Source organism: Brevibacillus halotolerans (assembly GCF_026891775.1).
GTDB lineage: Bacteria > Bacillota > Bacilli > Brevibacillales > Brevibacillaceae > Brevibacillus_B > Brevibacillus_B halotolerans.
On sequence record NZ_JAPTNK010000003.1, the window covers coordinates 395,072 to 419,302 of the forward strand.

The 24,231-nt window shown below is 36.7% G+C and carries 21 protein-coding genes and 1 pseudogene; 11 read left to right on the top strand and 11 right to left on the bottom strand.

The genetic code is table 11. The features are described from left to right. Positions 1-82: 82 nt before the first annotated feature. Together O0550_RS24635 and O0550_RS06865 are read right to left on the bottom strand one after the other, a co-directional pair. Positions 83-349 carry a hypothetical protein gene (locus O0550_RS24635; RefSeq protein WP_396125738.1) on the bottom strand — a complete coding sequence of 89 codons (267 nt, stop codon included), beginning with the start codon at positions 347-349 and terminating at the stop codon, positions 83-85. Then, positions 259-498 carry a transposase gene (locus O0550_RS06865; RefSeq protein WP_003344394.1) on the bottom strand — a complete coding sequence of 80 codons (240 nt, stop codon included), beginning with the start codon at positions 496-498 and terminating at the stop codon, positions 259-261. Before O0550_RS06865 ends, O0550_RS24635 begins: the two co-directional genes overlap by 91 nt. Positions 499-776: 278 nt before the next feature. Between O0550_RS06865 and O0550_RS06870 the strand changes: the two genes are divergently transcribed. Genes O0550_RS06870 through O0550_RS06880 form a run of 3 tightly spaced genes read left to right on the top strand, consistent with a single transcriptional unit; the run spans position 777 to position 2,669 of the window. Then, entirely contained in the window at positions 777-1,160 is a 384-nt protein-coding gene (locus O0550_RS06870; RefSeq protein ID WP_003344392.1) for a GntR family transcriptional regulator, read from the top strand. Next, a complete protein-coding gene (locus tag O0550_RS06875) occupies positions 1,157-2,032 on the top strand; it encodes an ABC transporter ATP-binding protein (protein WP_003344390.1) in 876 nt (291 codons plus the stop codon). Before O0550_RS06870 ends, O0550_RS06875 begins: the two co-directional genes overlap by 4 nt. Next, positions 2,013-2,669, top strand: coding sequence for an ABC-2 transporter permease (locus O0550_RS06880; protein WP_003335827.1), 657 nt, complete (start codon positions 2,013-2,015; stop codon positions 2,667-2,669). Before O0550_RS06875 ends, O0550_RS06880 begins: the two co-directional genes overlap by 20 nt. A gap of 113 nt (positions 2,670-2,782) precedes the next feature. Here the strand turns inward: O0550_RS06880 and O0550_RS06885 are convergent, their stop codons facing one another. The 5 genes from O0550_RS06885 to O0550_RS06905 form a co-directional block, all read right to left on the bottom strand. After that, complete coding sequence (locus O0550_RS06885; RefSeq protein ID WP_003344388.1) at positions 2,783-3,310, bottom strand: nucleoside/nucleotide kinase family protein; 528 nt, start codon at positions 3,308-3,310, stop codon at positions 2,783-2,785. A 239-nt stretch (positions 3,311-3,549) separates the two neighbouring features. Further along, on the bottom strand, positions 3,550-4,002 hold the full coding sequence (locus O0550_RS06890; RefSeq protein ID WP_258425902.1) for a GNAT family N-acetyltransferase: 453 nt from the start codon (positions 4,000-4,002) through the stop codon (positions 3,550-3,552). A gap of 1,239 nt (positions 4,003-5,241) precedes the next feature. Continuing rightward, on the bottom strand, positions 5,242-5,532 hold the full coding sequence (locus tag O0550_RS06895) for a GNAT family N-acetyltransferase (RefSeq protein ID WP_258425903.1): 291 nt from the start codon (positions 5,530-5,532) through the stop codon (positions 5,242-5,244). Positions 5,533-5,595: 63 nt separating this feature from the next. Then, positions 5,596-7,098 (bottom strand): anthrax toxin lethal factor-related metalloendopeptidase, encoded by a 1,503-nt coding sequence (locus O0550_RS06900; RefSeq protein WP_258425904.1) that lies wholly within the window; start codon positions 7,096-7,098, stop codon positions 5,596-5,598. A 235-nt stretch (positions 7,099-7,333) separates the two neighbouring features. After that, entirely contained in the window at positions 7,334-9,796 is a 2,463-nt protein-coding gene (locus O0550_RS06905) for a binary toxin-like calcium binding domain-containing protein (RefSeq protein WP_258425905.1), read from the bottom strand. A 229-nt stretch (positions 9,797-10,025) separates the two neighbouring features. Between O0550_RS06905 and O0550_RS06910 the strand changes: the two genes are divergently transcribed. Together O0550_RS06910 and O0550_RS06915 are read left to right on the top strand one after the other, a co-directional pair. Beyond that, complete coding sequence (locus O0550_RS06910) at positions 10,026-10,274, top strand: hypothetical protein (protein ID WP_258425906.1); 249 nt, start codon at positions 10,026-10,028, stop codon at positions 10,272-10,274. 233 nt (positions 10,275-10,507) lie between these two features. Next, positions 10,508-11,071, top strand: a pseudogene (locus O0550_RS06915) (response regulator); the annotation flags it as partial. Positions 11,072-11,232: 161 nt separating this feature from the next. On the opposite strand, the gene O0550_RS06920 reads toward O0550_RS06915, so the two are convergent. The 4 genes from O0550_RS06920 to O0550_RS06935 form a co-directional block, all read right to left on the bottom strand. Further along, positions 11,233-11,565 (bottom strand): hypothetical protein, encoded by a 333-nt coding sequence (locus tag O0550_RS06920; protein WP_003344372.1) that lies wholly within the window; start codon positions 11,563-11,565, stop codon positions 11,233-11,235. 312 nt (positions 11,566-11,877) lie between these two features. Continuing rightward, the gene (locus O0550_RS06925) at positions 11,878-12,705 is read right to left on the bottom strand and encodes an ABC transporter ATP-binding protein (RefSeq protein WP_258425907.1); all 828 of its coding nucleotides are present in this window, start codon (positions 12,703-12,705) and stop codon (positions 11,878-11,880) included. Further along, positions 12,702-13,706 carry a FecCD family ABC transporter permease gene (locus O0550_RS06930; protein WP_022586706.1) on the bottom strand — a complete coding sequence of 335 codons (1,005 nt, stop codon included), beginning with the start codon at positions 13,704-13,706 and terminating at the stop codon, positions 12,702-12,704. The genes O0550_RS06925 and O0550_RS06930 overlap by 4 nt, the downstream gene beginning before the upstream one ends. A gap of 18 nt (positions 13,707-13,724) precedes the next feature. Then, positions 13,725-14,837, bottom strand: a complete 1,113-nt coding sequence (locus O0550_RS06935; RefSeq protein WP_258425908.1) for an ABC transporter substrate-binding protein — start codon at positions 14,835-14,837, stop codon at positions 13,725-13,727. Between the two features lie 209 nt (positions 14,838-15,046). Here O0550_RS06935 and O0550_RS06940 point away from each other — a divergent pair, with 209 nt between their 5' ends. The 6 genes from O0550_RS06940 (at position 15,047) to O0550_RS06970 (ending at position 23,744) form a co-directional block, all read left to right on the top strand. Next, entirely contained in the window at positions 15,047-15,685 is a 639-nt protein-coding gene (locus O0550_RS06940; protein WP_003344364.1) for a hypothetical protein, read from the top strand. Continuing rightward, positions 15,685-16,290 carry a hypothetical protein gene (locus O0550_RS06945; protein ID WP_035318947.1) on the top strand — a complete coding sequence of 202 codons (606 nt, stop codon included), beginning with the start codon at positions 15,685-15,687 and terminating at the stop codon, positions 16,288-16,290. Before O0550_RS06940 ends, O0550_RS06945 begins: the two co-directional genes overlap by 1 nt. A gap of 619 nt (positions 16,291-16,909) precedes the next feature. Continuing rightward, complete coding sequence (locus tag O0550_RS06950; protein WP_258425909.1) at positions 16,910-18,274, top strand: erythromycin esterase family protein; 1,365 nt, start codon at positions 16,910-16,912, stop codon at positions 18,272-18,274. Between the two features lie 1,794 nt (positions 18,275-20,068). Continuing rightward, a complete protein-coding gene (locus O0550_RS24500) occupies positions 20,069-20,950 on the top strand; it encodes a CgeB family protein (RefSeq protein ID WP_428994073.1) in 882 nt (293 codons plus the stop codon). Positions 20,951-21,340: 390 nt separating this feature from the next. Next, positions 21,341-22,432: a COG1470 family protein gene (locus O0550_RS06960; RefSeq protein WP_258425911.1), complete on the top strand. Its 1,092-nt coding sequence runs from the start codon at positions 21,341-21,343 to the stop codon at positions 22,430-22,432. Positions 22,433-23,117: 685 nt separating this feature from the next. Further along, a complete protein-coding gene (locus O0550_RS06970) occupies positions 23,118-23,744 on the top strand; it encodes a PepSY domain-containing protein (RefSeq protein ID WP_258425912.1) in 627 nt (208 codons plus the stop codon). Positions 23,745-24,231 lie beyond the last annotated feature (487 nt).

The following is a 24,231-nucleotide window of genomic DNA, read 5'->3' on the forward strand; positions in this document are numbered from 1 at the left end:
GTTTCCTTTCTGTTGTGGGTTTTCTTTTCTAATATTCAAACTCTCTAGCTTATTCTTTCTTTTCTAACAGGAGACGATTATATTACTCAAGCAATGGTACGGCAAAGCATCTTTCGTCCTGTGAAACCTCCATGATTTTTTGGGAGAGCTTCTCCAGTGTATTATCATTATATCTTTTTATGAGATGCATTTTAATAACCATCCCTCGAATCACATTCCAATTATTACCTATCCCTTTCATTTCTTCAACTTCCTGTTTCAATCGAAGCATTTCCTTCTGCATAGCAGCAATCTCTTTAGGTGCAATAGATTGTCCTGCTTCCCGAGAGGAGTAAATTCTTTGATCCATTTGTAAATAGTGACTTCTGAAATACCATATTCGCTAGATAATTCCTTTACAGAGTAACCAGAGTGATAAAGATCTACCACTGTTCCTTTAATATCTTCATTGTATCTCTTGTTCGTTTTTTTGTGTTCCTCATCTCCTCTTGTTTTCATTGTAAGGATTTAACTAAGAGGTGTCCATGAGACTATACTAACTCCATGAATCTTTTTTCAACAGATAGTCATTAACACATTGTACCTTTTAAATAACCATACATTATATTAATTTACATAAAATTATAATTATAATTTTAGTATTAACCGTACGATAAACAAGCTCAGCAAAATCTCTTCTTACACCAGTTAATCGTTACTAAAAGTGTAATGCATGTTGACTCTGTGTATACTGTGTATTATCATAATATACAGTTAGAATAACAAGGAGTACACTCATGAAAATTATTATTCAAAATAATTCTGGTCAACCATTATATCAGCAAATAAAGGATCAAATTAAATCGGCTATTCTTCGTGAAGAATTAAAGCCAGGAGAACAGCTTCCTTCCATTCGTTCATTAGCAAATGATCTCCAGGTTAGTGTACTTACAACCAAAAGAGTCTATGAGGAGTTAGAAAAGGAAGGTTTTGTTGTAACACAAGCAGGTAGAGGCTCATTCGTGGCATCAGAAAATGTAGATATATTAATGGAAACGAAAAAGCACCTAGTAGAAAAAAAATTATCAGAGGTATGGCATATGGCAAAAAACCTAGGGATTCAGAAAGAAGAACTATATGCCATGATGGATATACTTTTTGAAGAGGATGAAGAACAATGAAAAATGTTTTAGAAGTGAATCATCTAACCAAGAAATTAGACAGCTTTAGTCTGGATCATATTAATTTTTCTTTACAAGAAAATTGTATTACTGGATTTATTGGCACGAATGGATCAGGGAAAACTAGTACGATAAAAACAATACTCGGACTCTATAAAAAGGATTCAGGAGTTATACGCTTTAACGGTCAAGACATAGAAAAACATGAACAACAAATAAAAAATCGGATTGGAATAGTCTTGGATGAGGGTTATTTCTATGAGGAAATGACATTAAAAGAAATGAAAAGTATCATAGCCCCTGCTTATAGTAACTGGGATGAATCAGTATTTTCCCAATATATCAAGCGATTTCAATTAAAATTAGATCAAAAAATTTCTCATCTATCAAAAGGGATGCGCATGAAGTTTGCCATTACCTTGGCTCTTTCTCATCATGCCGATTTATTAATCATGGACGAACCAACAAGCGGCCTAGACCCACTCGTTCGAAGTGAGCTAATGGAGATCCTGTTAGAATTTATGAAAGAGGAAGGAAAAAGTGTATTTTTTTCTACTCATATAACCTCTGACTTAGAGAAGATTGCTGACGTTCTTATCCTCATTGATAATGGTCGAATCATATTTAATGAGAGTAAGGATGAACTATTAGACCGCCATGCCTTAATCAAGGGCGACAATCATTTGATTAATCAGCATACGGAGAAATTATTCGTAAAGCTGCGCCAAACAGCATACGGATTTGAAGGAATTACAGATAAGCCAAAAGCGATTCTAGAACAGATGAATGGTGTCATCGTAGAGAGACCATCTATTGAAAATGTAATGCTAGCTTATATAGGAGGACATCAAAATGGTTTTGAATCTTGTTAAAAAGGATTTAATTCTTGCCAAAAAATATATCATCCCCATGCTCATTTTTGCAGTTGTTGGCCCCATCTATCTCTATTCGAAGCTAGAATTCAGTGGAGGTAGCTTTATCAGCTTTCTAATCACAGTGATATTCGCAGAATTTATTCTATTTAATATGGTTTCAATGTCAGAAGAGAAATATAAAGGTGCTGTTCTGCTATGCACTACCCCTTATACACGAAATGGCATCATTAAGGGAAAATACCTATTGGTTCTTTTCATCTTTTTGAGCTGTTTCATACTGTATAACCTAGCAACAGTACTTGGAGCATCAATTGGTTTAGAATTGCTAACCCCTTTGACTTTCGGAATAGCCTTATTGGTCGTTTCTATTTTCTTTGGAATATTAATACCCGTTCAAATTAAGTTAGGTTATGAGAAAACAAGATATATCTCATTCTTTACAATCTTTCTAACACCTTTTGTACTTCCTACTATTTTAAAAGGGATACAATCTTCAAACCTATCCTGGCATTTTTCTTTTACTGAAGGAATCCCTGGCATAATCATAGATTGGCTTCCATTAGGTATTGCCTTATTCATTGGTTTCCTATCTATGTACATTTCTTTACATATTTATGCGCAAAAAAATCTATAGGAATATATGATTGCAACAGTTTGCAGTTAATGCACGCAATTGGACAGCTATTCTATTTTCAAAAGCAGATTACAAACACATGCCACGTTTGTAATCTGCTTATTTTTCACAGCTTATAGATTATTCAGTATTTCTTTTACAATTTCATCTAGAGGTAGCTGACCATCAATAATATAATCCGCATCAGGTTTCACCTTATTTTCCATCAGCTTGTATGCCTTTCTTCCCACCTCCAAATATAGTTCGTAATCATCTATGACATCATTGATCGAATCCATCGGCTCACGAAGGAATCTTCTTGCCATCGCGATATCTAATGGTGTATCGATATAAAAGGAATGATCTATCAATTCCTTCATCTGCTTATTAAGATAGGAAAAAGGATAGTCTACAATAATATATTGCACGTTAGATTCATGTACTAGCGATTTGATGTCTTTTACGATTGGCTCAACATTCCAATCATCATAACTTGCACTTTCTTCTACCCATCTACCAATATCACTTGGTCCTTCAATGTCATAATCATCGAAATGAATGGTTCTAGCATCATTAAGTTTACTAGCTACATTTTTTGCAACGGTTGTCTTACCTCCACCCGACACAGCCGCAATAGCTATTACTATTGGTTTCTGTTTCATTTTTCCTCCTTAGGATGACTCGTTTTGTTAACAGACCTAATCGTTAGTCTTCCATTACCATCAGATATTCCTTCAATCTTCTGCTAAAACTTCCCTTTACTCTTTACTAGCTTAAAAAAGAGAAATCCAAATAATATAGAAACATGCCCTATAACAATCAGGATAAAAGTGGTGCCCCAAGTCCTATTACTGTTTATCTTGGTCTATCCAGAAGTAAATAAATCTAAAAGTTGCAAATCTTATAAGTCTTGCGATAGACGCACCATATCTATGCACTGTATGCCATTTTCAAATATCGGTTCGGCATAATGTCTGATAAAAAAGTCCTTATCAATATGAGTCATTCTAAATCCACATTTTTGATAAAGTGCTAATTGAACAACACTTGAATTACCCGTGCCAATTTCAATCGTTTTATAATGATTCAATCTTGCACTTTCAATGGCATGTAATACTAGTTGTTTTCCATATCCTTTCCCATGCAGTTCTTCATCAACCGCGACATTGACAAGCTCTACTGTTTCTGGACGAGTTGGGATAAGCACATATGTACCAATAATTCGTCCATCCTGTTCCATAATATAGCATTGCCCCCTCTCTACATATTCCTTCACAAGCCTCTCAGATGGGTCTGCCAACAACAGTAATTCCATCGGTACATCCTCAGTTTCATGTATCATTCTAATCTCCATTTTTTCACCTCTTGCAGAATAATCTTGTATGTATCCATAATTTATTTCAGAAATATTTTACATCAATTCGTTATAAATAGATATTCTAGGTTGAACCTTACAAGAAAGAAAAGGCTGCGATTTGCAGCCTTGTTTCTATCGGATAAGGTCAATTATATTTACTAGGAATAAATCCCCTTTCTACACAATTTTATTAGTTGGTGCTGAGAAAAAAGCTTTCCTCATCCTAAATAGATTTATGTATGTAATGGCAATTAAGCTTACACTAAGTAAGAAAGGTACTACGTAGTAATGGCTGTTAAACAAACTATTATATCGCTCAAGAGGTGTAAAATAAATGGCGACAATAAGACTCATCAGAGCTAAGGCAACTGTAGTAGCTTTATTACAATTTTGACTTTTTATATTTCTATAAATAAAGATAGAATTAGTAGTTACCATCCACATACTTAATACAAGCAACGCGTGAGAAATCCTTTCTTCATATAATGAATGAAAATTGTATATAACAACTGAAATGATAAGCAAGGCAATTACAGGTATAATCATGAGTACTTTCGTTTGCATATATAAATGACTTGTTGATGAATAATTCTTTACGCCAATGAGCTTATTGGTATTTAAAACCGAGAGTATTGCAAAAAGAATAGATAGAAATATAGTAATAAACAAGAGATCACTTCCTATACATGTATAGTTTAATCAGACTTACTTGCAAAGCTACAGCTAGCCATTAAAACATCTGCTTTCAAACGAATATTTGTCTTTTCAGTATTATGATGAAGAAATTATTACTGAAAGCGTAACACTAGTGTTTCTAAGATCAAACGTAAACTTTAATTTGAGATATATTCTTCTAATAAATGCTCTCTTATGTTTGGATACAGGATGATATGCTGTAATTCAGAAAGAGCCATTTTCGTCATGAAATTCAATTAACAGGATTGAATCATTTTTGATAATAATTGCTCCCGCTCTTACCCTAATATGATAAGCCAGCAGTATCTCCCACCTTATTAAAAATTGATTGATAGTCTCTTATTTTACATGATCTTAGAGTTCTTTGTCTCACAAAGAACCTTTTAAAAAGAAGTCAGAAAAAAGGTCGATTCCTAGTATACAGGAAATCGACCTTTTTTCGTTTTGACTAACGAAAGCACCTATTCGTTCAATATAGTCTCTCGTTTCTCCATGTACATAGGAAACGTTCTACGCCCGGATACTTTTCAACCAGACTAGTTACCTCGAAACTGAATATGTATCAGCGACATAGGTAATCATCTTGCTGCCAATACCTTTACCTCGTTGGCCTGAAGATACCGCAATATGTTTAATTTCACACTCTTTATCACTGATCATTTCAATACCAATACAACCAACAATTTCCCCTTCAAGCTCAAAACTATACAATTTTCGGTTTAGCAATTCTAAATATTTCTGGTATTCTTCCCCAATCTTATACTCTGATGTGGCAAAGGACAAAAGGTTCCTTATAGATGGATGAATCGTTTCTGTATGAACTTCTTTCATAAATATCACCTTTAGCAATCGACTTGTTCTTCATTTATGAGGTTTTTTGATTGGAGAGATCATTTATTTTTTCTGTTTTTCTGGTAATAGCTCAGCTTCTATATTGACAACGATCTTACCATTTAAAACTATACCTTTCACATTTATAATTTTATAAGAAGAATCTCTTTTCAATAATAACTCTAACCAGCTATTATCCATGTAAATTGCAGGAGTCCCTTTTGGGAGTTTCATTTGTATAAGAATTGATTCCTGATTTCCACCTAAAGGAACACTATTAAGAGCTAGTGATGTGCTAATAAACCCTTTATCCGTTTTTATTTTGCCTTCTAGTTTCTTTAATTTATTAATGGCGTCGTGATTAACATTTCCATCCTTAGTGAATAAAGACCCCGCTGGGAGAGCAAATTCCCTCTCATCCGTTCTTCGATATACAATAAGATCATTAGGAAGCTTTGCTTCCTCTTTTTTAAAGAGACTGTCGATCCCATGAATGAACAGATCAATATCAGAAATTCCCGGATGTTTGTCGACCCCTCTTAAAATCCTATTTAACATTGGGCCATATGCTACATAACCATCCATAAATTTTTTGTCTTCTTTTGTCACTACAGTATCCGATAGTTTTATTTTAGCTCCAAATTCCTTAGCAGCATCTATATCACCTTGAAAGTCTAAGGGAGTTGTTTGTTTTTCCATTAATGAAGTATTGGTTTCATTAAATCCTTTTTTGCTCATGTCATTCATATATCTAAACATTTCCGGTGCATAAGCTTGTAAAACAGGTTGATAACTAGGTTCATAATAATACGCAAAGGCCTGTGCAAACACTTCTCGAAAGTCATTGATGTGTTCTTTCACATAAGCGGTATCATACTCACCTTCATAGGGAGGTACATGTGAAAGAAGTAAAGCACTTGCATCTTCGTCTGCCTTTGCTTGATGTACAGCATCTAAAAAACTTTCATTTACAAAAGCACTTTCTCCTAACGTGTCACGAGCGATTGCTTTTCCTATCTCATAATATACCTCTTTGCTTTTGGTGTGGCTTTCTGAATACTCTTCTGTATGTATAATCACAGTTGGATTTTTACCACCTATTGAAAATACAAAGTGAGAATCTACAGAAACCTCTTTTCCTTCGCTATCTTTTATGTTTTTGTCTTTTTCACTGAGTCCTTTGACTATAGGATTTTCCGCGATACTATTTTCGGTCAGATGAATTCTCCCACCCACCTTTTCATACATTTCCAATATTTCAGGCGAAAGTTTGTTTACTAGTGCTTGGGTATCTTCTAAGCGTTGCTCATCCTCCTTGTTACCTTCTGTTTTTACAATTCCTTTTATGACTTCCTTCATTCTTTCTTCTCTGGCTTTTTTCTCACGCTCTTTCTTTTCTTTATCTTCTTTGTCTTTTTTTTCTTTATCCTCTTTCTTTTTATCTTCTACATCATGTGATCCATTTGCCGCATGAGCAATATAGGAGAACGCTGGTGAAGTAGCTGTTAAGGCAAATAACATAGCAGTTGTACTCAGAACTTGCCGCATTTTATGTCTGTGTAGCATTTAAATTCCTCCTTACAGTAGTGGCCCCCCGAAAGCAGTAGAGTCTTTTGTAAATCCATCGAAGAATAGAACGCTCGTTTCTCAGATTCATCGACAAAGAAAGAAAACAGACCTCTTTTTTAGTTAATCTAATATGTGATTACTATGTAAAAGAGGGCTATTTTTGACATCTATGGGATAGCGGGAGATTCAGACACTACCTTCATGTTTATTTTATTGTACGTAGATTGACAACCTAATTTGCTTCCAATTGTTCTAATTTCCACTTTTGATTATCAGTACCTTTATAATCACTTACCTGAATGTTGGACCCGTTCGAAGTGCCTGAACCATCTACATCCAACACTTTTGTCGGATCTTTCTTGTTTTTTAAGATATAGAAATCATTACCTAGCAATTCAGGAATCCAAAAATGTTCGGGTTTACCTTCAAACGCTGTAGCAAATACATTAGTAGAATCCTGATAAGCATTCCAAGCCATAATTTTATCGTTATTTTCTACGCTTCGAATCACATAAGCTTGTTGAGAGTCATCATACTTCAATTTCCATTTTTGATTACTTCCATCGTTCGTTTCCCACACTGTGATATTATTATCGCTTCTATTCCAATCAACTAGACTTGTATTTTTTAATGCTGTATTGATTTGATAGGTTCCATCCTCAATTACTTTGTTGGGTACTAAAGTGCCATTTTCATTAAAATAATACTTTTTCCCATTTATCGTTTGCCAGCCAGTTTGCAGCACATCATATTTATAGTAATTGTCTTCCCCATCTATTTCCCAGCTAGATAACCCTTCATGAACACCAGGTTCATCCTTCTTCGGTGAAATTAATATATTCATTCGAGCATGTAGTTGGACGTTATAGATATTTTTTGTTTCCATATCTTCTAATTGTTTTTCTATATTTTCAGCAGTTTCTTCATCAAACACCAATCTAAAATCATCTATACTCGTATTGTTGTAAGATAATTTTCCTTGCTTGTCCTCAAAACCAAAAGCCAATTGGAGCGCTTCTCCTAATGTAACATCTGGCTTCGTTTGTTCAGTGTAGTCATCGGGATCAACAGCAGCTACTCGTCTTTCCAACTCTGAATTGTCTGGTGTTTTTAAGATTAGTCGAGCAGTAGTTTCCTCAATTTGAGGGATAATATGACTCCACTGTTTATCTTTATCTACCACAATTAATTTTGTTTTAGGATCAATTACTCCTACATAACCGGAAACCTGATCTGTTTCCAAACGCATTTGCTGTGTCTGCTCCAGAATAGTAAGCTGATCCTTATTGATTGTGATCGGGCTAGAACCGAAATCGTCTTTGGTTTGTAGAGAAATAGCTGCTTGATCTTTATCTGGATAAAAACGGTCTGGTAACACTACGTTTGCTAGGTGATTCTCTTTTGCTTTTATCGTTGCAATGGTATCGTTTTTCCCTAGTACTAGTGAAGTAGTAGGTGCTGCTTCATAAATAGGTGCCGTACCATTATTCACATAGCGAATGTTTGCATTAAAATAGGCAGCCTCTCCTGCATTTAAACCTAAGGATTTGGACCAGTTTCTTCCCAAACTCTCAGAGCTTGAACGATCAATGGTTACGGTCTGTGAATTACTATCGCTAAAATTAGTGGATACACTTCCGCCAAAGTTAAATAAGGAAGCATGAACTTCCGCCCCAACAGAAGCTTCTGTTGAATGAGTATTGCTTGTGGAAGTACTTCCACTGATCGAACTACTTGTATTCCCGCCATTTTCTAGCGTTTCATTTCTATTTTTTGAAATAATAAATTTGTCCATATGAACCTGTAAATTAGGATACGCCGCGATCAACGGATGTTTCACTTTTACCTTTTTATCAATCATTCCTGATACTTTGGCGAAATCGCTATATGGATCAGATGCGGTGCTCCATTTCATAGGTGAAGATGTATATTTTGTTAACGGTGCTCCAGATTTCGTGCGTTTTTTTCCATGAACTTTTTCAATCCAAGGCATCAGGATAAGTTTTTTATTCTTGACATCCAAGGTGTATCCTTCGATTTCGAGGGAATCAGGGATGCCGTCACCATCACTATCTTCAACTCCGTCGTCAGAAGTTGAAATACTTCTTTTTTTTCTGCTAGATTCATTCTCTGGTTGATTTTTTATGTCAGGAAGCAGTAGATTTCCTTCTGGAATGATTTCTTCCGTTCCTTGTGGAGTAATCCAGTTAAGCTGTAAGCCAAATTCGTTAGCAGAGGAGGATTCTGGCTGATAAGTGATTTTTATTTTATAAAGCTTCCCTTTTTTTAATTCAATTTTTTGCGTAGCTGAGGAGTGATCGATAACTTGGTGATCATCTATCCATAGCATGGTGTGGTCATTATCAGACGTGGAGAACGTATATTCACCTGATTTTTCTACCTTAATAAATCCTCTCCACATGGCAGATTGAAATTGTTTTAATTCATCAGGTAACATATCATCGATTTGATCGTTATCAACGAATAGATCTCCAGACTCAGAATTAGAAATCAGTGCGGTTTCTTTTAACTCTTTATCATTGAAGTAGTAGCCCAATAGGCCTTTAAAATTCGCTTCTTGGTCGTTTATTATTTCTTTCTCGCTTGAAGCCGCATGTGATAGCTCTGGATAGGAGGTGAATGAACCGAGGAGTGCAGTAGCTAATAAACACTTATACATTTTAGGTAATTTCATCGTATCAACTCTTTTCTAGGTGTAATGTGTAGAAGTAATGAAATCTTACCAATTTTATACTTGGAATAAATTCCATTATTTTTTACAACATTACTTTATCATTCGTTTTTTTGTTCATTAAATAGCAGAAAGTTCCTTAATCAAAGCAACTTTCTGCTATTTACAAACCATTTATCATTGTGATTGTGACACAAATATTGGTATTTTATGCTATAAGTAGCTTTTTTTCGTGTCTGCGCTGCGTTTTTTCAGCGGTTGCATCATCGGAACTGGATTCGGAGCTTCACCCGCGTTGCTTGAGATGATTCCTCTTCCAGTCTTTTTATCTTTTTCGAAAGTGACGGTTGTTTTTGTTACCGTTACGTCTTTGATCGGTGTTCATTCGATCGTGCCTGTCACCATTCTTCCAACCAGCGCAGAACCAGCGGCGGTTCACATACGTTCGATTTCTTTCGCTGTTCTGTTGCTTGGAAGCTAGGGGTTGTCTAACCCTATTTCACCGGTTGCCGCGATAAACAATCTGTTAGTGGGAATGGTAAAGAAGTCGGTGGTAGAGTTCGCCCGTCCGGGTTAAAAATACGCTGTCGTTATGGCGCTCGTGCTTCTTATCTATTTAGATGTCGTTTTATTCTGAATGCAGGAGCACGTGTGCGCCTCTTACATGAAGAGACGACAATCGCAGCAAGAAGACCGACATCCATCCTCGAATAAAAGGCGGATGTCGGCCGCGAAGCCTTAGATCATTGTGAGCGATCCCAATCAGATATCGTGCTAATGGATATTCGTATGCAGGGAATGGGCAAGCTTGAAGCTTTACTTCAGATGAAACAACGATGGCCTGATATGAAGGTTGTGCTCATGACAACGTTTGAGGATTCATTTTAAGTAGCAACTGCATTGGAGTGCGGGGCGGAAGGCTACATGCTGAAGTCAATTCATCCGAGGGAGATGAAGGAAGCCTTGAAACTTATTTATAATGGAGGAATCTGGATCGATCAATCGGTCACTACGCGAGTTTTCGAAGAGATGAAGCGTCAACGTGAACAGTTGAAGAAGGATCGGCTCAAATCAGAAAAACGATCCGTACGGGCTTACGAAACGAGAGATGGAGATTCTGGAGCATCTGTCAAGCGGACTGCGCTACAAATCGATCGCCGCCAAGCTACTTTTATCGGAGGGAACGATCCGCAATTACTGCTCGATTCTCTACTCGAAGCTTGGCGTCAAAAATCGTGAGAAAGCAATAAAAATGGCGGAACGGAGAATATCGTGTAGGCGCAGGAGCCAACCAGTTGTGAACTCTTCCTGCACAGCCTGATCTAAACGGTGCCGACGAAGAGAACGGCTTGTTGGCCTCTCTTACGTGGCACTCGCTGAGCGATAGTGTTTTTTGGCTATTTTTTGGGGTCACCCGTCGAATTTTCGATCACCTGAAATCACTGAATAACGAGAGTATTGCCTAATCTTGTGAACTGTTTACCAATAAGAGAAGCAAATTGGGATGAAGCAGAGCTAACACTTCCAATTTGCCTGCCAGAGCTGAAGTCATGACTTCCTTGGAGAGTGATATTCTCGAGACCATTAAAGAAAAGAGTCAATGTCAGCATTGCCGTATTCTGCGCTGTAGTTCCCTGATTTACGGTACGCTTCGTACTCGCGTAATTGGCTATATAGTTATTTCCCTCAAACACTCTACCGCCTTCATATTGCCACACACCAGCAGGGTCATCGACATTTGTCAGACTGTGTCGATCTAATGTCAGGTTCATGTTTGTTACCTCCCGTATTAGTCTTGTGTCTTGTGTCTCGTTTCTACTGGTCATCGTATGCCCCGGCCGCCCCAAGTTGTCGGCATAACACGCCTATTTACACGTGTTTCCTAGAGCAGAGCAATTTCCACACGTTCACGCGGTCTGGGTATTATACGGATCCGTATAATACCCCTTTCAAGTCTCAGCATCGGGCTCCGTACCTTTTCCGAAATGTCGGTGGTACCCTATTGTAAAGGAACTTTTCATTCTTACTAATAAAAATGCAGATGTACTGAATTAATTCTCAGAACATCTGCTTTACCACTATCATCAATTATTATCGTAATCTACACCGAAATATTTTGGTATTATGGTTTCGTATACATGTCCATCAACCTTATGAAGTAACTTAGTTACTTCGATTTGGAAGTAATGTAATAGGTTTTCTTCTGTCATCAATTCAGATACTGGACCTGTAATAATGGGTTGGTCTTTAGCAACCATGAGCACCTTATCTCCAAAATAAAAGGCATGATTTGCGTAATGTGTATTGATAACACATGCTAGCCCACGTTCTTTCACAAGCTTTTTAATCGTTTGTAATATAATTTTCTGCTTATGAATATCGAGATGCGATTCTGGCTCATCCAATACTAAAATGTTGGGTTCTGATACCAATGTACGAGCAATCAATGCAAGTTGTAGTTCCCCACCACTTACAGCTGTGCATGGCTGTTCTGCTAGGTGTTGAATACCTACCATATCGAGTGCATCTAGTGCAGCTTTTCTATCGACTTCAGATGGTTGGGCGTAAGTATGCAGTAACAATGCACGCCCCATGATTACTAAATCTAAAATAGAATAGCCAAATGTCATTTTAGATGCTTGCGGTACATAACCAATCGTTTTCCATACTTCCTTTTGACTATAGCTAGAAAGAGGTTTCCCACCTAATAAAGTTTCTCCCTTTTTCCATCTCAACAACCCCATAATACACTTGAGCATTGTCGTTTTTCCCGCACCGTTTGGGCCGAGAATGGACATAATTTCCCCAGGCTGTAGTTCAAAGTTGATATCGTTATGGTATAAATATTTTTGTTCATTGCCATGATTTGATTTTTTATAAAAATAGTTGCCATCTTTTATTTGTAAAATCAACTCCAGCCACCTCCTGTTTTTCGTAATAAATACGCAAAAAAAGGTGCCCCGACAATTGCTGTTAAGATCGATAATGGTATTTCTGCTGCGGTTAAACTTCTCGCTAAATTATCAATCATTAACAAATACATCGCACCAATTGAGATGGATGCAGGCAATACATACTGATTATTACTACCAACAAGCATTCGGGCAATATGTGGGATAATTAAACCAACCCAGCCTATGATTCCTGCTATTGCAACTGCAGAAGATGTAATTAACGTTGCCCCTAAAATTACGAGCCATTTCATCTTCGCTACCGATATCCCAAGCGATTTTGCTTCATCTTCAGAAAGCGATAAAATATTTAAACGCCAACGCAAGATATATAAAATGATGATTCCTATTAATATAAGTGGACCACCAATAAATAAATCTGAATAGCTTGCTGTTCCGAGGCTGCCCATCAGCCAATAAGTAATGGAGGGCAGCTTTTCTTCTGGATCAGCTAGAAACTTCACTAGTGAAATAAGAGCTTGAAATAAGGCGCTTGTTACAACCCCTGCTAACACTAGCATAAAAATAGGCATATCTCGTTTGGAACCACCGATAAGAAATGCAAATCCAATGGCTAACATTCCCATCAGTAGTGAGAAAATTTGCATTGTAAAACCATTACCAAAGAGTAATATGCCAATAGACGCACCGAATCCAGCACCGGCAGAAACACCTAAAATGTCAGGACTGACTAAAGGATTCGCAAACATTCCTTGAAATGCAGCACCGGCGATGGATAGACCGCCACCGATGAGCATTGCAAGTAAAATACGGGGAAGACGGATATTCATTACAACCGTTTCATCCATATTTGTCCACGTCTTTTCTATAGGAACGATTTGTGAAAGCAATATTTTAGTTTGTACAATAAAATCTACGTGATAACGTCCAATTCCAATTGATATAAGTCCAAATATCAGCGGTAGCGTCCAAAGTAATGATTTTATGAATCTAGATTTCATTTGAAAGCCACCTTTACATTAATATTTTGCTGCCTCAGATGGGGGATTTAAGATTTCTTGTACTTGCTTATCTGTTAATTCATAATCATAGAAACGCTTATAGTAATCCTTAATTTCTTTATTCATGTCGTATGTGAAACGTTCTGGATAGTTTTTCTGTGCCATCCATTTCAGCATGAGAGGAGCATCTCCACTTGGTGGATACCAACGATATATTCCAAGAGGCATTTTATAAACTTTCTTATTTTTCACTGCCTTTACTTGGCTCCAGTCTTGTCCATCAAATACGTTATTATATAAGTCTTCTGGTTGTGTTTCCGTGAAATTTGTAATGTAAATAATGTCCGGATTCCATTCATAAACTTGCTCCATATTAATTGCTTTAATACCTTTTATTTTTTCAGCAGCAACATCAATACCTCCCGTTGCGTTTAACCAACGATTTCCATGCATACCAACACCGGCTGTCGAAATTTCCCCATTACTGTGATATTGAAGGATCATTACACGAGGTTTATCTTCTTTCACTCCTGAAAGTACTTCACTAATCATTTTCTGATTTGCTTCGCCCTCTTTAATAATTTCTTTTTGTCGATTTATCGTACCTGTAATTTCCCCTGTTAAAGACAACCAACGATTTAATGTATCAAGTGGGTTTAAAGAAGTTGTTTTTGTATCTAAAGCAACTGTTGTAATACCTGCTTCTTCAAGCTTTTTTACAGTCTTTTGTTGGTTAGCAATTTCAAAATACACTTGAGGATTTAACGCTAATAATTCTTCGATGTTTACTTCACCATTTTTAATAAAATTTGTTTTCGTTTTTAGAATAGATGGAGAAATATCTTTTAAAATCGAATGCGCTGCTGCATTATATGAATTCGGATGAATCCCTACAATTTCATCCGTTGAATTGGTTGCAATATACCATGTCGAGAAGTATGGAAGAATACTTCCCATTACTACACGATCAATTTTTGTTGGAATTTCCACCTTTCGATTTAATTCGTCAACAATTAGTTTTGTTTCTTGAGTTGGCATAAGTTCTTTACTTGTAGAAATCTCTTCTGTGTTACCACATCCAGCAAGAAACAATAGTAGAGTAGTAGCCGATAAAACAAATTTACACTTCATTCTTTTACCTCATTCTGATATTATTTTTATTGATAACGATTTTCATTATCAATTTACAGCAATACTATTCTTTGGTCAATCATAATATCAAAATTTTAATATTAAGATAATAATATATTTTAATTTTTGAATATGGCGACGGTGTTCACCGTTACATTGATATATGTTAACAAGACCTATTTAAATCCAATTCGAATGGAGGATTTTTTTTGGCTCAGTTTAAAGAATTTTTATGGTTAGATCCAGGTCATGCATTTGGTCTAGAGAATCGTACAAGTCCATTTATCGTAGAAAATTTTACACAAATTGATCAGTATGACTTTGCTGAGATAAATGTAAGACCATTCAAATGTATTGTCATCCATGATTTTATTGATCAGGAATATATGTTTAAACATAAGGAGAAAATTTCTTCATTTTTAGAAGAAGGTAAAATTGTTATTTTTTCTGGGCACTTATGTAAAGAATGGTTACCTGGTTGTCCAATATTTACGCCTAAAAAGATAAATACTTACAAAGATTATGAGATTTCTATCGCAACATCAAATCCAATCTTTGAGGGTGTTACACCAAACGATATGACTTATAACAAAGGAGTGGCTGGTTTTTTCGCTCGGGGCTCACATTCACCTGTTCCAGCCAAAGCTGAAGTATTGCTTACACTTTCTGGTGATTTGCCGGTAACATATATTGATCGGCATACAACAAAAGGGACAATTTTAGCCCACGCGGGACGAGACATTTTTGCTCATCGGATGCAAAATAAATCAACAGATCGTATTAGTGCGCAGTTACTTCAATGGATTCACGATGAATACGAAACAATACAAAATTCAGGAGGGAAATAATGAGAAAAATCGCAGTAATTTATAGTGGAAACGCTCCGCATCATCGCACATTTAATGAACCTAAATACCGACAATATATCAAAGAACTCATATACTTTCCCGAATTTTTAGATACCCCTCTAGAAAGTTTTGATGTATTAATCGTTCCGTCTCAATTGAACCAAAAATTACTTCTAGAATCTAAAGAGAAAATTCACGCTTTTGCACAACGAGGAGGAATTGTGGTTTCATTTGGCCCACAACCATGGGAGTGGCTACCAAACCAAAAATGGGAGGACCGAGAAACGAATTTTTGGTGGTGGATAGAAAAAGGAGCCCAAAGTGGTCTAGTATTGTCTGCACCTGAATACGACCTTTTTAATTACATTACTTTAGATGATGCAACTTGGCATCAGCATGGCGTGTTTTGGCCCATAGAAGGTACGAAAAAACTAATCACAACAGAAGATGGAGGTGCAGTAATGTATGTAGATAAGATAAGCACTAATGGAACTTGGATTATTACAACACTTGATCCTGACTATCACTTTGGCTCATATTTTATGCCAGCCACTGAACGTTTCTTCGATGGCTTTTTTCCTTGGTTAGCAGATGGGGAAATATAGCATTCTCTAAGATAAATTTATTTCTTCTAAGGTAATACATTTGTATGGGTAAGCGACTTATAGATTTTTTCGGAACAAAATTAACCCTATAACAACTACTATCATGCTTCTACTTTGCACCCTCCAAAAGAGGAAGGAGATAATCTCCCAGTTTCTAAAATAAATTTTTATTGAAAGGCTTATTTGTGATATCTAGCAAATAAGTCTTTCTCCTGTTGTAGGGAACGCTTCAAGGACAAGGTTCTTAAACAGTCCATTCACTCCTTTCAATCCGTGCTCCTACATAAAAGGAGCGATACTTTCATCAATTGCTTTCTTGAATTTCAGTAGGACGTTTCCATCCAATCTCCTATGTAAAGAGCGATGACTCGATTTAGGAAAAATCACCACCCCACCAACCATGTTTCTATCCGTACTCTGGATGTAAAGGCCCGAACTGAGTATCAAGCAATTTCATGTAGTTAACAATATCAGAAAGGATTATAATAGTGTAAATAGTAAGAAAAACCACAACATAATTTTGTACATTTTTAACAATTCCAGTGGGAAGATGACATAGGCGATTGTCATCTTGCATCTAATTGAAAACGAATGCTCAACTCAAGAAAGAGAGAACGCTATGAAAAAAAATCTCCTGATTGTAATAAGCTTGTTCATCATGATGTGTGTTTTCACGGGTTTCTATTCTAAATCAGCCAACACGTTGCAACAGTCATTGAAATCTACCCTTGTTCCTGTTTCAGAAATAGAGCTTCCTTCGAAAAACACTATCTCTGAATCACCCAATACGCTAGAACAGTCATTGAAATCTACTCTTGTTCCTGTTTCGCAAATGGAACTTCCTTCGAAAACCATCGTCGGGTTTGGAGAAGCTACGCATGGTAACAAGCAATTTACTACGCTAAAATCAGATATTTTTAAGCATCTGGTGGAAAAACAAGGATATCGCGTATTTGCCATAGAAGGCGATTTCGGCGGAGGACAAAAAGTCAATGAATACATTTTAGGAGGCAACGGAACTGCGCAAGATGCTGCAAAGGCAATCGGATTTACGATTTACAATACACAAGAAATGGCAGCCCTTCTATCCTGGATGCGCTCCTATAATGAGCATCGGGAGGCAAAAGATAAGATTCATTTTTATGGTTTTGATATGCAGCGCTATGACCATAACAAAAACGGGCTATTCTCCTATTTAAAAAAAGTTGATCCGACACTTGCCTCCAAGTATGAGCTTGCACTTACGAATCTAAATGATAAAACGGTGTATGATCAAAAGCAGGACAATGTTAAAGAGGGGCTTGCCCATAGTAAAGGCTTGATGGAGCGGATGAAAGAAAACAAATCCGTTTATATCGCAAAAAGCTCTGAGAAAGAATATGAGTTGGCTCTGGCCTTTGCCGAGGCTATCAAGCAAAACGCTACACTGCACGGAACAAATGTGAACTATAACAATACCCGTGATCAATATATGGCGGAAAAAGTGATGTGGATTTTATCATTTGAAAAGAAATATTACGGTCGTGAAAACATATTCATAACAGGACATAATGGACACATCGAAAAAACCTCCACATCCTTGGGAATGACAACCTGCATGGGAGAGTATCTCGCAAAAACCTTAGGTGATCAATATTACGCAATAGGAAGTGAAATCTACGAAAGCTCCTTCATTGCTACTGACGCTTCTACCAATGAACGAAAAGAGTTTTATGTCAAAAATAATGGGAACGATCGGCTAGCTGTTCTGTTTGCACATACAAACATGAAGGATGGATTCCTTGACTTTGCAAGGGTAAGACATGATAAAAATTTCATTGAATATCTGAATAAAGCTCAGTCCATCAGTGCAATAGGTGCAGTCTTTAGTGGATTGTATGGAAAAATTGAAAAGATGTATACTTTAAAGATGATTCCAGCGAAAGCTTTTGATGCTATTATTTTCGTGCGCACAGCTACTCCTTCGGTCATGATAACAGATTAACGAACTTAGTCTAGAACAATATGTTCACAGTCTAACACTTTATTTCGAGTCTAAAAGATTCTTTTCAATGAACCATATTACCTTCAAACCATTAATGGCTTCGACCCTTGTAAGAAAGAGCGAAGCCATTAATGTTAAACAACTCCGGCATGGAAGTATCCCTTTCCAATTACTTCATTTCATAGGTTTACTCAAGCATTCAATACACCACGAGCCAAACAAATAAGCCTTCCTTGTAGCAAGCTAACTGATTGCTTGGTTTAACCATCCCCTCCCCCCTCTCCTTTCTGAAAATCCATGTAAGGAATCTTTTGCTGAAGACTTCCACATGTTCTAGCGTTGACACTGTGCAAATTTTTGATATCCCCTAATCTTCATTACTTTTAAAAACTGATCTTACCCACTATCTGTGGTTCTGCCAATATCTGTTCTTTGCTCTCGCTATGTATGGTAGGTACTCACCCAATTCTGCATGGATAATCACCCACAAGGTATACAGTTAAATATAATATCTAAAACATGAGTTTACCATTAAGGAGTGATTGTATTGGTTTGTTATAATGTTCCTTATACCTATGGGCAATGTATGCAGGAGTGCACATCTGGAGATAATCCAGGTTTTAATTATGAATGCGAGCCTATATGCAGACAGTATAAAACAAGACCTTGGTATACAAGATGTACAGAATCTATGCCATCTATGCCTTCAACACCTTACGGCATGAGTCAACCAGCACCTTACAGTCCACAACCATATCCCTATGCTCTTAACCCTCAACCTCTTCCACCGCTCTCTTATCACGATTATTCTTTTCTTCCTGACGATGAATGTGTTAGGGAATGCAGAAGACTCGGAATACCTTCTGTAAACTGCTGCTATAGATGCGGATATTGCTAACAGACATGCTTAGCATTAACGTGATGGCTACGGATTCCGCCTCAAAAGTTGCAAAAATAATGAGTTATCCCGTAAATCTTGTACAAATACTGTTCTAATAACGGAAATCTATCGTGTAAGAAAAAGTGGTAGTCCGGGACATATTTCTTTCTGACTACTACTTTTTCTTTACTAGAAACCTTCTGCCACATGTATCATGCCTCAGATAAATAGATTATGTCCAAACGCCGCTACCCTCTTTAGTAGTCTTCTTGGTTATGACACGTCTCACATAATGGTCGCCAGTTGTTCCGAGCCTAAAATAACGTCTTATCTCCCTTGTGTAAAACGTTTGGTCTACTACTGTATCCCTCGTTAGAAATTCTTTAGCATAACAATGTTTGCAGCATTGATGCTTTCTTTCAAATCGACAAAGTTATGGCAACATGATGTAACCAATCTGTACATAAGAAAAAGCACCACATTGGGTACGCCATGTAATGCTTTCTCTTAGAATTATAATCACTGGTATTTTTGATACTAAACAGTATTTTTACCACGTTAGATTGCTAAAATGGATCTTTTACGTAACCATCATAAAATCATTCTTTTCAAAAAGGCCTAACTATTATCAAGGGTTAAAACTCCCCTTTATTTTTAATCCGTTCTCAACTTTGTTAAAAAAACATACCCTGTATTAATGGGCTCTTATGAAAATTGGCTTTATCCTCTATATCTATGGACTTTCATACGAAAGATTTCTCGACACCCTTGGCTTTTTTATTTTATGAGAGGAAATTTAATAAATGAAAATTTTAGCCTTACTTTCTTGTGAAATTTTTCGTTTTTCCATTGGAAAATCTCTTGAGAAGCTAGGTCATGAAGTCATTTATTGAGATAACTTCGATGAACATCTTTTGGAACTAACAATCAATACATATAAACCAGAGATCGCATTTAGTATGGGGTGGGAAGTGTGGCATGTATCTTTCTTTAAAACAGGAAAATTCCCGTTAATTAAGGAGCTTCTAAAAAAATACAATATCTTTCATATATATTTTGCTGAAGAAGATTGGCTACATCATGACAGATGGTCCAAGTCATATGTTGAAGCAATTCAACCTAATTATGTATTAACAAGAAGTACAATCTGTGTAGAAAAATATCAAAATCTGGGGATACCTTCTATGTTCTTTGATGTAGGTTGCAATCCCGATATTCACAGACCCGTACCAATTGATCCAAAATATCAATGTGATGTTGGTGTAGTTGCTAATGGGCACTTTGGTTTTGGGGAAATCCGTCACAAAAGTATTTGCGACCTTGTCTTTTCTCTAGTTAATCAACCATTCAAAACTAAAATTTTCGGGAAAGGCTGGGAAAATGTACAACATCACTTTAGTGATATAAATCTCCCATCTGAAATGCTGCATGGATCTATCGCTTATACCGAAACACCAAAAATATATAATTCAGCAAAAATATCCATTAGTTTACAAACCTGTAACGATCAATTAAGCAATCGCACTTTTGATATCATGTCTTCAGGGGGATTCTTACTTACTTCTGATACACCAGCAGTCCGTATTAAGCTTATTCCTGGCGTTAATTGTGTAATCTCTAATTCCGCTAAAGAAACAGTTGAAAAAATTACGTACTATTTAATCCATGAAGAGCAACGGATTCAAATAGCAAAAGCTGGACGAGATTACGCTATTAGACACTTCGACTATAAAAACACCTTACATGACGTTTGGCCAAACATTTTAGCCGAATATATGAACACTTTATTTCTCTAGAGAAGTTTTCAGCACACGCTGATCATTTTTAATATGGTGATGAATCATTCGAACCTATGCTACAAAGATATCCCTATAAAAAGTACCGCCTCTACAGAAAGGCGGTTTTACTATGTTTAAGTTCGTTTTTACCTTTTTCCCAACCTCATTAAATTGAATATCTCCTCTGGTAATTTTTTATTCATCTTTTTGTGTGAAGGTTGAGTACCTCTAACCCTGAAAACAGCATCCACTTCTTCTACAGATATCCACTAAAAAAACGAAATCGAAATCACAGGTCTAAAGAACGTTTAACGAAACTCCGATATTAGGTAATAAGTAACAGACGACATACGACGTTGGTAAACAGAGCAGTGATCAATGGACCGTAACGATGTAGGAGGACTCATCTTGGCAAAAAATAATGAAACAAAAAGCGAGCTTGGTAAAATCATCGTAGTGTTCGGAACTGTTCTAGGAATAGGTGTAGGCTCTATCTATTGTTTGTATCATTTTGTATTTGACTCCAAAAATGCTACCGCTGTAATAACAACGGCTCATCCAGAAACAGCGAAGAATGCGGGTTCAGAAGGAGTATCTACGCTTAATGAAGCTGAAAGTAGTGAATCTCAAACCTCACTTCCTGTTGATAAGGTAAACACTCCTTCTGAAGCAGGCTTTGAGCCCTTCTATACTTCTCTTCAGATGGATGAATATGTAGCTGTTTACAATCAGAATGGTACGGAAAAGGTACTTTCTTTGGATTTAACAAAAGAAGAAGTGAAAACATTGCTGGGGAACCCTAAGTCTGAGTCCTACATGGATAATGGGACTAGAAGCTTATGTTACAGATATGGTTCTTTATCAATTTTCTTCGATGATGAGGACCAATCCATTAGTTACATGACATACGAGGGAACGAAGGAACTATTGAATAAACAATGGTTGTCTAGTCTTACGAAAACATTAGATTCAGGCGACGTGAATTTCTATGAGTCTCCTACCCGTAATACAATGGTAAAAGTGGACCATTATCCTGAAACCGATAAGGTTGTAGTTTACTTGTCAAAACAATACCCACAGGATCAGAGTCTTACTGCACCATCGACCGAACAATCTCACGTTGTCCAAACACCAGCACCAACGCCACAAAATGCCAACACTTCTACGGAAGAACAGATGAACACCAATGATGGATACTTGTTGTCCCCGGGTGAGGAAATTGTAATTGAAAATATTCAGGTGACCAATGACAGCAGAGTCCATACCGCTAAATACAATATTTATGTCAACTATCACTTTGCCTTCAACAGTCCCAATATGGTAAAGGTTATTACCGACCCTGAAAAAAACTTGGAACTCATGCCCGGAGAAACGGCCACAGTCCAAATCAAAGTCAAAGCCAGCAAAAGTGCTCCCAAAGCAAGATACAGATTTATCGTTTCATTGACACAAGGTTGGTCAATGCAGCCGCTGAAGGATTTTACTGTAGAAGTGAAATAGAGGGTTATCTGGTTCTATAACGAAATAAGTTCAAATGATAAAGCGGCTACAAATTCGTTTTATGGTACGCCATTAATGGGCTTTTTAAAGGACAACGCGATCGAACATCTTGTTATCATGGGATGTATCAGCTTACTCACTTATTTAATGGCTCGATCAATCCAAAACGGGCTAGAATTAAAATTAAATAAACTGCTCCCTTCAACCCTTTTCTGTATGATAGGATTAAAAAAGGCACCTTAGTGGGTGCTTTTCCTTGTGGCACTTTTAATTTGTTTCTTTACTATCCTTATATGTAAAATTGAGACTTGATCTGCTTAAACGTATGCTTATAACAAGCCGTATAACAGAACTACATTTAATGTAAATAAGTTGATTAAAAAGTTGTTTACATAAAGTTAACCCTCTAGGGCTTTCTAGAGGGTTTTATGCTTATTAATAATTAAATGCCCCGTCTCATCGAAAAAGTAACCTAGCTTGCAACCATAACTGAACGATTTCTGCCGAAAGTAGTTCATTACGAACAATATTTAAAGTAAGATTACCAGCGGGCAATGGTGCTGAACTGAATTTAATAAAAATTTTAAATTTACCCTACTTTTTATTTAAATAGTCTTCACTATCCTATACCTAAGAAAGGGGGAACTGGAAATCCCAAATTACATGAACGAAAAGGAGAATTAGTATGAAAAACAACCTTAAAAAATCGTCTGTTCGTTTGGCATCTTTAGGATTGGTCACTGCAATCGCGCTATCTGGTGGTTTACAAGTACGTGCAAATGAAAATCCAGCTCAAAATACTGTAGCTCAAGACCAAGATTCTGCGGGTTTGTATGCAGGAGGGTACAAAAAAATCACAGCTTCCGAGGCTCTTGCGGACAAGGATGTGAAGACAGCAATCGATCGAGTCTATGCTCAGTTTCCAGAAACAAAATCCTATGAGATTAATGCCTATGAAGATGTGGTATCAAAAGGCGAGTATGATAAGTATGTTATTAGACTGGAAAAAGATTCAGAGAACTTTTTTCACTTTGCTGTAGATGCGAAAACGGGGAAAGTCAGCTATACCATACAATCATTGACGGCTGCTGAAGTGCTTTCATACGCCAAGTCCGGGATAGATAAAATCTACACCTTGTATCCAGAAACAAAGTCCTATGAGATTACAAGTGCGAATGTTATCGACAACTATGTAAGCAATTTTAGCAGATATAACATTACGTTTAGTGAAAAAGATTCCAAACGCTCGATCACTTTTGGAATAAATGCGAAAACAGGAGAGATTATTACTCCCAAGAAAAAAGAAGTATAACCTGTAAAAAACTCTCCACTTAAAAGAAGTGCACCCCTTATAGTAGATAGGAACAACTCCTTGAAAATCAGATTCAAGGGGTGCATTTGTATTTAACAGCAACAAGCGCTCAGATCAGGAAACCGGACGTTTGTCTACATAGTGCTTATTATCGGAACCCAATTCTAACGTAATTAGTTCATGGACTTAAAACACTAAACTATACAGTTTTTTAAGGAATGTTGCTCAACTAAACGTCTCATTTTCTCTATGCATTTCCACTCATCTACTACATCTATATTCATTTTAAGCTCAGACCGTTTGAACTGTTCGCTTGCTCCGCTGTCAGTTGACATCCCCATTTAATATGTAACGAATTTCCTCCAATATTCGGTTCTGAAGTCCGTCACGCTGCAGTAGTTTCACCTAAGCAAAAGCACATGAGTGATCTTTTTTATTAAACGAATGGACAATCAGCCGTTACCAAATACTCTTTCAACAATATTAT